The sequence below is a fragment of the Microbacterium sp. NPDC057944 genome (genome assembly GCF_042887445.1).
In the GTDB taxonomy this organism is placed as follows: domain Bacteria; phylum Actinomycetota; class Actinomycetes; order Actinomycetales; family Microbacteriaceae; genus Microbacterium; species Microbacterium natoriense.
The window spans coordinates 1,506,217-1,518,293 of the sequence record NZ_JBHVPJ010000002.1 but is presented as its reverse complement, the minus strand read 5'-3'; the positions used below and the strand labels follow the sequence as shown (position 1 = coordinate 1,518,293).

The following is a 12,077-nucleotide window of genomic DNA, read 5'->3' as shown; positions in this document are numbered from 1 at the left end:
TACGATGTATGCGTGACCACCGTCGACCCCACGCTGCCACTGTCTCCGTACCGGGAGATCGATCGCGCCGAGTGGGCGCGGCTCGCGGCAGGTCTCGATCAGCCGCTCACCGAGACCGAGGTCGTCGAACTGCGCGGCATCGGCGACCGGCTCGACCTCACCGAGGTCCGCGAGGTGTACCTCCCGCTGAGCAGGCTGCTCAGCCTGTACGCGACGTCGACCAAGAAGCTCGGCGCGGCGACGTCGTCCTTCCTGCAGGAGGACGACTCCACCACGCCGTTCGTCGTCGGGGTCGCCGGCTCCGTCGCCGTGGGCAAGTCGACTATCGCCCGACTGCTGCGCGAGCTGATGAGCCGCTGGCCGGGCACGCCCCGCGTCGAGCTCGTCACGACCGACGGCTTCCTCTACCCGAACGCCGAGCTCGAGCGCCGCGGCCTCATGGACCGCAAGGGGTTCCCTGAGTCGTACGACCGCAGATCGCTGCTCCAGTTCCTCACCGAGGTGAAGAGCGGTGCACCGGAGGTCCGTGCGCCCTTCTACTCGCACATGCGCTACGACATCGTCCCCGACGCCCACGTCGTGGTGCGCCGCCCCGACGTGGTGATTGTCGAGGGCCTCAACGTCCTGCAGCCGCCGCCCGCGCCGAACGACGTCGCCGTGAGCGACCTGTTCGACTTCTCGATCTTCGTCGACGCCGACACCGCGCACATCGAGAAGTGGTACGTCGACCGCTTCCTCGCGCTGCGCCAGGGGGCGTTCTCGAATCCGTCCTCGTACTTCAACGTGTTCGCGCACCTCACCGACACCGAGGCGATCACGACGGCGCTCGGGTACTGGAACGAGATCAACATGCCGAACCTCGTCGAGAACGTGATGCCGACGAAGCATCGAGCGCGGCTCGTCCTGAACAAGGGCGTCGACCACTCCGTCGAGAGCGTGCTGCTCCGCAAGCTCTGACCGACTCTTCCTCCGCCTTTCCGGTCGTCGAGCATCCGCCTCCCGGTCGTTGAGCGAGCACAACGAGTCGAAGCGCGGCCTCACGCGACATCCGCTATTCGTTCGGAATCCTGCCAAAAGTGTGCGCTTACCCTTGAGGGTATGTGTGGAATCGTCGGATACGTGGGCCCGCGCCCCAGCCAGGACATCCTGCTCGCAGGACTCGCTCGCCTCGAGTACCGCGGCTATGACTCCGCGGGCGTCGCCGTCATCGACGACGCCGGGACGCTCGGGATGCGCAAGAAGGCCGGCAAGCTCAGCGCCCTGCGCGACTCGCTCGCCGAATCGGCCCTGCCCGACGGCAGCACCGGGATCGGGCACACCCGCTGGGCGACGCACGGTGGACCGACCGACCTCAACGCCCACCCGCACCTCGCGGACGGCGACAAACTCGCCCTGATCCACAACGGCATCATCGAGAACTTCGCCACGCTCCGCGACGAGCTCCTGGCTGACGGCGTCGTCTTCCGCAGCGAGACCGACACCGAGGTCGCCGCCGCGCTCCTCGGCCGCGAGTACGCGGGCAACGGGGGAGACCTGCAGCTCGCCTTCCGCAGCATCGTGAACCGCCTCGAGGGCGCGTTCACCCTCCTCGCGATGCACCAGGACCACCCGGGCCTCGTCGTCGGCGCTCGCCGCAACTCCCCTCTCGTGATCGGCCTCGGCGAGGGCGAGAACTTCCTCGGCTCCGACGTCGCCGCATTCGTCGAGCACACGCGCAAGGCCCTCGCGATCGGTCAGGACCAGATCGTCTCGATCACGCCGGATGCCGTCACCGTCACCGACTTCGCCGGAACCCCGGTCGAGGCCGAGCCCTTCGACGTGTCGTGGGATGCCGCCGCCGCAGAGAAGGGCGGATGGTCGTCCTTCATGGCCAAGGAGGTCGCGGAGCAGCCGGAGGCCGTCGCGAACACGATCCGCGGTCGCATCCACGACGGCCAGGTCGTCATCCCCGAGCTCGACGGTCTCGATGAGCTCTTCGCGGGGATCAACCGCATCATCATCACGGCGTGCGGCACCGCCGCCTATTCGGCTCTCGTCGGCAAGTACGCGATCGAGCAGTGGGCGCGGATCCCCGTCGACGTCGAGCTCGCCCACGAGTTCCGCTACCGCGACCCGGTGATCGGCGCCGACACGCTCGTCGTCTCGATCAGCCAGTCCGGCGAGACCATGGACACGCTCATGGCCGTCAAGTACGCGAACGAACGCGGCGCGCGCACGCTCTCGATCTGCAACACGCAGGGTGCGACGATTCCCCGCGAGTCGGATGCCGTCGTCTACACGCACGCCGGACCGGAGGTCGCGGTCGCGTCCACCAAGGCGTTCTCCGCGCAGATCACCGCCCTGCTGCTGCTCGGCCTGCACATGGGCCGCGTCCGCGGAACGGTCGCCGACGCCTCCGTCGACGTCGCCGAGCTCCAGGCGCTCCCGGAGAAGATCGCCCGCGTCCTCGCGGAGGAGCAGGACCACGTGCAGCAGCTCGCCGGCTGGATGGCCGACACCCGCTCGGTGCTCTTCCTCGGCCGCCACGTGGGCTTCCCGATCGCGCTCGAGGGCGCGCTCAAGCTCAAGGAGATCTCCTACATCCACGCCGAGGGCTTCGCCGCCGGCGAGCTCAAGCACGGCCCGATCGCACTGATCGAACCGGGGCAGCCCGTGTTCGTGCTCCTGCCCTCGCCCCGTCACTCGGCGCTCATCCACTCGAAGGTCGTCTCGAACATCCAGGAGATCCGCGCTCGCGGCGCCCGGGTGATCGTGGTCGCCGAAGAGGGGGATGCCGCTGTGCTCCCGTTCGCCGACGAGGTCATCCGCATCCCGCTGGCCGGAGCGATGTTCGAGCCGCTGCTGTCGGTCGTCCCGCTGCAGATCTTCGCCATGGCCCTCGCCACCGCGAAGGGCCTCGACGTCGACCAGCCGCGCAACCTCGCGAAGTCGGTCACGGTCGAGTAGACCTCCTGCGGGATTCGTCCCGACACTGAGGCCGGGTCCGCGTCGCTTCGTGCCGCGGGCCCGTGCTGCTTGTCGGCTCGGAGCCCCGATTGTCGGCCCGACCGGGCCCACCGCGCCGACAGAGTGGCCTCAGCGCCGACAGAACGACGCGTCAGAGGCGTATGAACGGTGCGCGGGGCGGACGGTGCGCAAGGCGGAGCGTGCGCGGCGCGGAGTCAGTGCGCGGCGCGGAGGAGGGCCTGCTCGATGGCGGCGACCACGCTCGGCCACTCGTGCACGACCATCGCGTAGTCGAAGCGCAGGGTTTCGAATCCCCGGGCGGATGCTGCGGCATCCCTCATCAGATCCCGGTGCCTCCGGTCGACGCCCGCGTGATTCTCTCTGCCGTCGACCTCGAGGATCAGTCGGCGTCCGACGACGAAGTCGACGCGGCCGACGCCGGCGATGTCGACGTGGCAGTCGAGTCGGATGCCGAGCAGGTGCAGCCGGAGCCGTAGGAGCGACTCCAGCCCGCTCTCCGCATCGGGATGCGGGAACCGTGGCTGATGCCGCCGAAGCGCTCGAGCAGGTATGCAGGATCGAACATCCTCCGAGCATCCGTCCGTTTCCGTGTCCGTGGCGGCTCGGAGCGGTGTTGTGGACGGATTCCGGGAACTTCGCGATTGTGGACGAGGAGTCATGCGACGTGTGGAAGGTGAGTCGAGCGACGCTCTGGCGGCTCAGATCACGGAGTGTCTGCGGAACCCGGGCCTCTCAGCCGACAGCAAGGCCTTCGCGCCGACGAACGGAGGGCGCGAGGAACACGGCGGGGATGCCGGAACCGGCGCCTACTAGGCTGAACGGGTGATCATCGGGACCGGCATCGACCTCGTGGACATCCCGCGATTCGAGCGGACCATCGAGCGCACGCCCAGACTGCTGCAGCGCCTCTTCACGCCGAGCGAGCAGACCCTGCGGCTGCCCTCCTTGGCCGCGCGCTACGCCGCCAAGGAGGCGCTCATCAAGGCGCTCGGCGGCTCGGACGGCGTGCACTGGACCGAGATCGAGATCGCATCCGAGGCCTCAGGTCGACCCCGGTTCGTGCTCAGCGGCACGACCGCCGCCGTCGTCGACGAGCGCGGCATCACCACGCTGCACCTGACCCTCACCCACGACGCAGGCCTCGCCGCCGCGTTCGTCGTCGCCGAAGGAGAGCCGCTGTGACCGTTCCGTTCCGCGAGGCGAGCATCGACCTCGGCGCCATCAGCGACAACGTGCGCCACTTCACGAGGCTCACCGGCGTGCAGGTCATCGCCGTCGTCAAGGCCAACGCCTACGGACATGGCGCCGCTGCCGCGGCCGTCGCCGCTCTGGCCGGGGGCGCGACCCGACTGGGGGTCGCGGAGATCCCCGAGGCTCTCGATTTGCGACGACAGGGCATCACTGCTCCGATCGTGGCGTGGCTGCACGCCCCGGGTGAGCGGTTCGAGCAGGCGGCCGCGCAGGGCATCGAGCTGGGGATCTCGTCGTTCGACCAGCTCGAGGCCGCTGCCAGGGCGGCCGACGTCGACCATCCCGTCGGCGTGCATCTGAAGTTCGAGACCGGGCTGTCGCGCAACGGCATCGCCCCCGCCGACTGGGGCCGCGTGCTCGCGGAGGCCGCTCGGCTGGAGCGCATCGGACGTCTGCGGATCGTGGGGCTCTTCAGCCATCTCTCCAACACCTCTCCCGAGGACGACAGGGCGGCTCTCGCCCGGTTCGAGGAGGGTGTCGCGACGGCGGCCTCCTTCGGCATCCGCCCAGAGATCCGGCACATCGCGGCCACCGCCGCCGCCATCGACCTGCCGGAGACGCGCCTCGACGCGGTGCGCATCGGCATCGGCATCTACGGCGTATCGCCCTTCGAGGAGCGCACGCCGGCATCGCTCGGCCTGCGTCCGGCCATGACGCTGCGCGGTTCCATCGCGGCTGTGCGCAGGGTGCCGGCCGGCACGGGCGTCTCGTACGGCTACGCCCACCGCACCGATCGGGACACGACCCTGGTTCTGGTGCCGCTCGGGTACGCGGACGGGGTCCCGCGGAACGCATCCGGCCGGCTTCCGGTGTCGATCGGAGGGCGCCGTTTCCTGAACGCGGGACGCATCGCGATGGACCAGTTCGTCGTCGACGTCGGCGACACCCCCGTCTCGATCGGCGATGAGGTCGTGCTGTTCGGCGACCCCACGCTCGGCGTCCCGTCGGCGGCGGAGTGGGCGGATGCCGCGGACACGATCGGCTACGAGATCGTCACGCGCATCGGCGCCAGGGTTCCGCGGAGGACCACGTGAGCGTCGACCCCTCCCTCCTCGGACGTCGGGAGATCGAGACCGCGGACGACATGGAGGAGCTCGGGCGGACGCTCGGGGCGACTCTGGAGGCCGGGGACCTGCTGATCCTCACCGGTCCGCTCGGTGCGGGAAAGACGACCTTCACCCGGGGGCTGGCCGAAGGGCTCGGGGTGCGCGGACCGGTGCAGAGCCCGACGTTCGTCATAGCACGCACGCATCCGTCGCTCGTCGGTCGCGCACCGCTCGTGCACGTCGACGCCTACCGGCTCGGCTCCGGAGCGGAGCTGGAAGACCTCGATCTCGATCTCGCACGCTCCGTCGTGGTCGTCGAGTGGGGACGAGGGATGGCCGAGGATCTCGCCGACGCGTGGTGGGACGTCGAGTTGGAGCGACCCGTCGGACGGGCGGACGGCCTCGACGCGTCCGAGCTGGACGCCGACGCTCCCAGGATCGTGACGATCGCTCGGGAGGAGCGTCGATGAGCACCGTCTCGGAGTCCGCGCGCGTCGCCGTCATCATCGAGGACGACGTCGACGTGCAGACGCTGCTGGACGAGGTCTTCCGCGCTGCGGGGTTCGAGACCGTGCTGGCCGGGTCTGCGCCCGAGGGCATCGCCGCCGTCGTCGCGCACCACCCCGTGATCACGACGCTCGACGTGAACCTGCCGGGGATGGACGGCTTCGAGGCCGCGCGACGGATCCGCGAGGTCAGCACGACGTTCATCATCATGCTCTCCGCGCTGTCGGAGGAGCCGGACGTCGTCCTCGGCCTCTCCGCGGGAGCCGACGACTACCTCGTGAAGCCCGTCCGCCCGCGCGAGCTGCGCGCCCGGATCGAGGCCGTCATGCGTCGTCCGCGCTTCGAGGCGCCGCTCGCGCCCGGGTCTCCCTCCGGAGGAGCGCCGATGCCGTCGCCTGCGGCCGGCCTGCAGACGCATCGCGATCTCTCCCTCGATCCCGACACGCACACGGTGCTCGTCGGGGGCGGAGAGGTCGAGCTCACCCCGACCGAGTTCGATCTCCTGGCGACCCTGCTCGATTCAGGACGCCGTGTGCGCAGCAAGTCCGAACTGGCCCTCGTCCTCCGCGGCGACACCGCGGGAGGGGTGTCCGACTACGTCGGCGAGCCCGACAAGCGCACCGTCGAGGCGCACATGACGAATCTGCGCCGCAAGCTCGGCGACACCCCCGCCGACCCTCGATTCATCGAGACGGTTCGCGGTGTCGGCTATCGCCTCACGTCCGCGGATCTCCCGACCGGCTGAGTCCCGGAGGTCTCGGGCGGTCGAGGCCGCGGTTCCCCAACCGCGGCCCCCAGCCGCGCTCCCCAGCCGCGGTTTCCGTCCCCATCAGGATCGTATTGCCCGCGCCGCCCCCGGCGGACGCAGCATCCGCCTTCTTTGAGTAATCTTGCGAGAACGTTGAGGATCGAGGGAGAGGCGGTCGACGATGTCCCGCACGCTGTCGATCTGGCGATGGCAGCTGATCTTCACGGGCAGCATGCTCGCGGTCGTCGTGGTGATCGCCGCCTTCGCGCCGCACACCCTCGGCAGCCCGCTGGTGGCGCTGGCGCTCGTCGTTCTCGTTGCGACCACCCTGGCGACGCTCATGGTTCCGTGGCCGCGCATTCCGCGGTCGATCGTCGTCGCGGTGCCGCTTCTCGACGCGCTCGCCGTGGGCCTTGCGACGAGCGCTCCCGGGATGCGCATCGAGCTCCTCTGGGTGTTCCCGGTCGCCTGGCTCGCGTCGTACTTCGCGCTGCCGTGGGTGTTCGCCGGCATCGGCTTCATCAGCGCGTGTCTTCTCCTCTTCACGAGCCGCAGCGGAGAACCCGCGGACGTGCTCGTGCGCGTGCTCATCGTCGTGCTGACGCTGAGCTTCCTCGGCACGACGATCCGCATCGGCGCGCAGCGCTCGCGGGCCGCGAGACGGCTCCTGCAGCGGCAGTCCGAGCAGGCGGAGAGGGCTGCCGAGCGTGCGCAGACCCAGGAGCAGCGGGTCACCCAGGTCATCGACGCCCTGGACGTGGCGCTCGTCGTGGTCAATGCGGACGGCCGGATCCTGAAGATGAACGACGCCTATCGCACGCTGTACGGTCGTGATCGGTTCGGAGCCGCGCTGCCGTCGACGGCCGTGGAGTACGACGAGCGCAGGGGCGCACCGCTGCCACCAGAGCGGACGACCCTGTCGCTCGCGGCACGTGGCGAGGAGCTCAGGAGCGAGCGGATCTGGCTCTTCGATCAGGAGGGGCGGTGGCGCGCACTGCAGGCGAGCACGCAGCGCCTCGCCGACGCGACGGCGCGCGACCGCAGCACCCTGCTCATCATCGACGATGTCACCGCGCTGATCGAGGCCGCCGAGGAGCGGCGCACCCTCACCGCGATCGTGTCGCACGAGCTGCGCAATCCGTTGATGGCGATCCTCGGCCACGTCGACCTTCTGCGGGAGCGCGACGACCTGCCCGGATCCGTCGTCGCGCAGCTGGAGGTCATCTCCAACGCCAGCGAACGGATGCAGCGGCTGGTGGAGAGCACGCAGGACGAAGCGAGGCGCGCATCGGAGTCGCTGCCGGAACCGGTCGATCTCCGCCAGGTCGTCGATGCGTCGGCGGCGTCGTACTCGGCGATCGCGAGGAGCAACCGGCAGGAGCTCGTCGTGGAGGGACTCGACAGCCTCGTGGTGCGCGGAGACGCCTTCCGTCTGCGCCAGGTGCTCGACAATCTGCTGAGCAACGCGGTCAAGTACACCCCGGGTGGTGGCGGCATCCGGGTGAGTCTCGGCGCCGACGACGGCGGGGCGGTGCTCACGATCGCCGACACCGGCGACGGGATGACGGCCGACGAGGTCGCGCGGGTCTTCGACCCCTACTTCCGCACCGCGCGGGCCGTGGTCGGGGGCGCCCCCGGCACCGGGCTGGGCATGGGCATCGCCCGCGACATCGTGAGCGACCACGACGGGAGCATCGAGGTGGGCAGCGCTCCCGGTGCGGGAACCCGCGTCACGGTGCGGTTCCCGCTGACCGAGGAGGACGGATCATGAGGGAGCTGACGCACACCGCGATCAGCGTCGACGTCATGACCAGCATGGTCGCGGTGGTGACGGTCGTGACGGTGGTCGTGATCGGGCTCGCGACGCTCGCGCGGCCGAGCAGGGCGACGATCACCTGGGGAGCGGCGTTCGCACTGGGGATGCTCGGCACCTACCTGTGGGTCGGCGGTCTCCAGTTGCAGGAGCCGCGTCTGACGGCCGGAGCCTCTGGACTGCTGCTCTGCTTCGAGCCGCTGCTCTGGCTGGGGCTGCGGATGCACAGGGGTGCGCGCCCGCTCTGGTGGCCGCTCCTCGCCTTCATGGTGCTCATCCCGACCGTGCTCGTGCTCGCGGCGGGGACACCGGCGTTCCAGGTGACGTTCCGCCTCTCGTTCCTCAGCGCGAGCGTCTTCGCGGGGCTCGTCGCGTGGGAGCTGATCCGACTGAGGACGGTGTCGCGCGACATCACGATGCCCCTTCTCCTGGCCGCGTGCTCGTTCGTCGTCGTCGCGATCGCCGGCGCCGTCTCCGTGCTGCTGGACAACGGCGTGAGCTCGGGCGAGCAGCTGAGCGTGCTCCGTGGCGTCAACAGCGTGGGCACGGTGGTGACCAGCATCTGCGCGGCGTTCACCCTCGTGCTCCTCGTGCGGTCCGATCGGGTCGCTCCGGCCACGGGCGATGCGGCCGCACGTGCGGCGCGCAGGCTTCGCAAGGCGGAGGCCCAGAACGACCACTCCTGGTCCGTCCTCGACGTGCGGCTGGACGATCCGCTGGACCTCAGGGAGGCGTCGACGAGCACCGGATATGCGGCGATCGTCGAGCGCTTCCACTCCGACATCGAGGAGGTGCTCCCCGCGAGTGCCGACGCCGATCGCGTCGATGACTCCCGCTCGATCATCGTCATCCGCGGGAGCGAAGAGGAGATCCGGCACCACATCCGCGCTCTGCTGCAGCGGATCTCGGCGATCGAGCACGATGCGGGCGCCTCCGGGATCCGGGTGTCGGCGAGCATCGGCTGGGCGAGCGCGTCGGCCTGGGGGCACGACTACGACGCGCTGGCGGCAGCGGCCGGCGCGGCATCGGCGTCCGCCCGCGCCGATGGCGGCGACCGCTGGAAGCGCGCGGAGGAGAACGGCTCAGCATCCCCGGCTACCCTGGAAGCGTGATCCTCGCCGTCGACACCTCCCTCGGTACCGCCGTGGCCCTCATCGACGCCGACGGCGCCCTCCGCGCCGAGGCGGCGACCGCCGACCCGCTCGGGCACGCCGAGGTGATCGGCGATCTCCTCGCCGACGTCCTGAAGGACGCGGGGGCGGGGGAGATCACCCACGTCGTGTCCGGCATGGGCCCCGGGCCCTTCACCGGCCTGCGCATCGGCATCGCGGCGGCTCGTGCCTTCGCCCTCGGGCGCGGCATCCCCGTGGTCCCGGTGCCGAGCCATCTCGCGGCGGCGCTCTCGGTGTCCGCCGACGGTCCGTTCGCCATCGTCACCGACGCGCGTCGTCGAGAGGTCGCGGTCACGGTGTTCGAGGGGACGGATGCCGCCGGCATCCCCGCCGTCGTCGCCGACACTGTTCTCGTGCCCGCGGTCGAGGCCGATGCGCACCTGGGCGGCATCCGGCGGATCGACGTCGCGGAGCTGTCCGGCGCCGACCTGGCGCGGGTCGGGGCGCGCGCACTCGCGGCAGGACGCGTCTTGGCCGACGACGAGCCGCTGTACCTGCGGCACCCCGACGTCGTGCTCCCCGGAGCGCCGAAGCGGGTGGGATCATGACGCTGCGTCCCGCGACTCCGGCCGATCTCGACGGGATCATGGCGATCGAGAACCGCGCGTTCCCGACCGACGCGTGGAGCGCCGAGTCGATGGCGTCCGAGCTCGCCAGCCCGCACGCCCGCTACCTCGTCGACGAGGTCGACGGCGTGACGATCGGCTACGGCGGTGTGCGGGCGCTGCAGGGCGGGTCGGATGCCGACATCCAGACCATCGCCTTCGATGCCGATCGCCGCGGTGAGGGCCGAGGACGGGCCCTGCTGCGCGCGCTGCTCGAGGCGGCAGTCGGGCGGGGCGCACGAGAGGTGTTCCTCGAGGTGCGCGACGACAACCCCGCCGCGGCGGGGCTGTACCTCTCGGAGGGTTTCGAGGAGATCGGCCGCCGCCCCCGCTACTATCAGCCGGACGATGTGGATGCGATCGTGATGCGCCTCGACCTGCGCGCGTGGGATGCGCGGCGCACCGCGACGCCGAAGGAGCAGACCGCATGACCGCCGCCCCCCTTGTGCTCGGCATCGAGACGAGCTGCGACGAGACCGGCATCGGCATCGTCCGCGGACGCACCCTGCTCTCGAACACGATCGCCTCGAGCATGGACGAGCACGCCCGCTACGGCGGCGTCGTTCCGGAGGTGGCCGCGCGCGCCCATCTGGAGGCGCTGCAGCCGTCGATCGACGTGGCTCTCGACGAGGCCGGCATCCGTCTGCAGGACCTCGACGCGGTGGCGGTCACCAGCGGGCCGGGGCTCGCGGGGGCGCTCATGGTCGGCGTCGGCGCGGCCAAGGGTCTCGCGGTGTCGATCGACAAGCCCCTGTACGCGGTCAACCACCTGGTGGGGCACATCGCGGCCGACATCCTCACGGCGGACTCCGCGCCGCTGGAGTACCCGACCATCGCGCTCCTCGTCTCGGGCGGGCACACCTCGCTCCTGCACGTCCGCGACCTCACGACCGACGTCGAGCTGCTCGGCGAGACCATGGACGACGCCGCGGGCGAGGCCTTCGACAAGGTGGCCAGGCTCCTCTCCCTGCCCTACCCCGGCGGGCCCGAGATCGACAGGGCCGCGGTCGACGGCGACCCGAACGCGATCCGCTTTCCCCGTGGCCTGTCCAAGGCGTCCGATCTGGCGAAGCACCGCTACGACTTCTCCTTCTCCGGACTCAAGACCGCCGTCGCCCGCTGGGTCGAGCGCTGCGAGGCCGATGGCGTCGAGGTGCCGGTGGCCGATGTGGCGGCGAGCTTCCGCGAGGCCGTCGTCGACGTGCTCGTGACGAAGGCGCTGGCGGCGTGCGACGATCTCGGGGTCCCGCGGCTGCTGCTCGGCGGGGGCGTCATCGCGAACCGCAGGCTGCGCGAGGTCGCGCTCGCCCGTGCCGAGAAGGCGGGAGTGACGGTGCGCATCCCGCCGCTGTCGCTGTGCACCGACAACGGCGCCATGATCGCGGCGCTCGCCGCAGAGCTGATCTCCTCTGGTCGGCGGCCGTCGACACTCGCCTTCGGCGCCGACTCGACTCTCCCTGTCACGGAGATCCAGGTGGCCGAGCGCTCATGACCACACCGGACGACGGGCTGCGTGCCCGTATCGAAGGACCCAGCGGCGAGGTCGAGCGGCCGGCGGGGTCTGCTCGTCTCCCCGGCGCCAGACGTGACGCGTACACGAAGCTGCCCACCGGGCCGGTGACCGTGGAGCCGGTCGTCGCCAGCGGGCCGCACCTCGAAGACGAGGGCGACGAACGCGACGGGTGGGAGCCCTCGGCATCCCCCGTGGCCGTCGACGAGACGCGGCTCGCGCCCTGGGCGCTGCTCGCCGCGATCGTCTCGCTGTGCGCCTCGTTCTTCGTCGGCTGGGTGATCCCGGTCGCGGTGGTGGCCGTGATCGCGGCGATCATGTCGCTGCGGCGTCCGGCCGAGAGCAGAGCCGTCGCGACGTGGGCCCTCGTGCTCGGCCTCGCGGCGACGACATACAGTCTGGGCTGGCTGGTGTGGGCCGGTCTGCAGTTCGAGAGGTTCGGGTAGCGGATGCTCGAC

13 protein-coding genes are annotated in these 12,077 nt (G+C 70.6%); 12 read left to right on the top strand and 1 reads right to left on the bottom strand.

Annotated elements, in window-relative coordinates:
• The first annotated feature begins 12 nt into the window (after positions 1-12).
• Both coaA and glmS read left to right on the top strand, forming a co-directional pair.
• Entirely contained in the window at positions 13-957 is a 945-nt protein-coding gene (coaA, locus tag ACFVRO_RS16545) for a type I pantothenate kinase (protein WP_105672691.1), read from the top strand.
• Positions 958-1,098: 141 nt separating this feature from the next.
• Positions 1,099-2,946, top strand: coding sequence for a glutamine--fructose-6-phosphate transaminase (isomerizing) (gene glmS, locus ACFVRO_RS16540; protein WP_386954262.1), 1,848 nt, complete (start codon positions 1,099-1,101; stop codon positions 2,944-2,946).
• Between the two features lie 215 nt (positions 2,947-3,161).
• Here the strand turns inward: glmS and ACFVRO_RS16535 are convergent, their stop codons facing one another.
• Positions 3,162-3,626 (bottom strand): endonuclease domain-containing protein, encoded by a 465-nt coding sequence (locus tag ACFVRO_RS16535; protein ID WP_386954260.1) that lies wholly within the window; start codon positions 3,624-3,626, stop codon positions 3,162-3,164.
• A gap of 163 nt (positions 3,627-3,789) precedes the next feature.
• Between ACFVRO_RS16535 and ACFVRO_RS16530 the strand changes: the two genes are divergently transcribed.
• The 10 genes from ACFVRO_RS16530 to ACFVRO_RS16485 all read left to right on the top strand — a co-directional run bounded on the left by ACFVRO_RS16530 (position 3,790) and on the right by ACFVRO_RS16485 (position 12,065).
• Positions 3,790-4,149 (top strand): holo-ACP synthase, encoded by a 360-nt coding sequence (locus tag ACFVRO_RS16530; RefSeq protein ID WP_105672694.1) that lies wholly within the window; start codon positions 3,790-3,792, stop codon positions 4,147-4,149.
• Positions 4,146-5,252: an alanine racemase gene (gene alr / locus ACFVRO_RS16525; RefSeq protein WP_386954258.1), complete on the top strand. Its 1,107-nt coding sequence runs from the start codon at positions 4,146-4,148 to the stop codon at positions 5,250-5,252. The genes ACFVRO_RS16530 and alr overlap by 4 nt, the downstream gene beginning before the upstream one ends.
• A complete protein-coding gene (tsaE, locus tag ACFVRO_RS16520; protein WP_223586964.1) occupies positions 5,249-5,734 on the top strand; it encodes a tRNA (adenosine(37)-N6)-threonylcarbamoyltransferase complex ATPase subunit type 1 TsaE in 486 nt (161 codons plus the stop codon). Before alr ends, tsaE begins: the two co-directional genes overlap by 4 nt.
• Positions 5,731-6,516 (top strand): response regulator transcription factor, encoded by a 786-nt coding sequence (locus ACFVRO_RS16515; RefSeq protein WP_386954256.1) that lies wholly within the window; start codon positions 5,731-5,733, stop codon positions 6,514-6,516. Before tsaE ends, ACFVRO_RS16515 begins: the two co-directional genes overlap by 4 nt.
• A gap of 184 nt (positions 6,517-6,700) precedes the next feature.
• A complete protein-coding gene (locus tag ACFVRO_RS16510; RefSeq protein ID WP_386954253.1) occupies positions 6,701-8,290 on the top strand; it encodes a sensor histidine kinase in 1,590 nt (529 codons plus the stop codon).
• On the top strand, positions 8,287-9,444 hold the full coding sequence (locus ACFVRO_RS16505) for a hypothetical protein (RefSeq protein WP_386954251.1): 1,158 nt from the start codon (positions 8,287-8,289) through the stop codon (positions 9,442-9,444). Before ACFVRO_RS16510 ends, ACFVRO_RS16505 begins: the two co-directional genes overlap by 4 nt.
• On the top strand, positions 9,441-10,052 hold the full coding sequence (tsaB, locus tag ACFVRO_RS16500) for a tRNA (adenosine(37)-N6)-threonylcarbamoyltransferase complex dimerization subunit type 1 TsaB (RefSeq protein WP_386954249.1): 612 nt from the start codon (positions 9,441-9,443) through the stop codon (positions 10,050-10,052). Before ACFVRO_RS16505 ends, tsaB begins: the two co-directional genes overlap by 4 nt.
• Entirely contained in the window at positions 10,049-10,540 is a 492-nt protein-coding gene (gene rimI, locus ACFVRO_RS16495; protein WP_386954246.1) for a ribosomal protein S18-alanine N-acetyltransferase, read from the top strand. Before tsaB ends, rimI begins: the two co-directional genes overlap by 4 nt.
• Positions 10,537-11,601 carry a tRNA (adenosine(37)-N6)-threonylcarbamoyltransferase complex transferase subunit TsaD gene (tsaD, locus tag ACFVRO_RS16490; RefSeq protein WP_386954244.1) on the top strand — a complete coding sequence of 355 codons (1,065 nt, stop codon included), beginning with the start codon at positions 10,537-10,539 and terminating at the stop codon, positions 11,599-11,601. Before rimI ends, tsaD begins: the two co-directional genes overlap by 4 nt.
• Entirely contained in the window at positions 11,598-12,065 is a 468-nt protein-coding gene (locus ACFVRO_RS16485; protein ID WP_386954241.1) for a hypothetical protein, read from the top strand. The genes tsaD and ACFVRO_RS16485 overlap by 4 nt, the downstream gene beginning before the upstream one ends.
• The last annotated feature ends 12 nt before the right edge of the window (positions 12,066-12,077 follow it).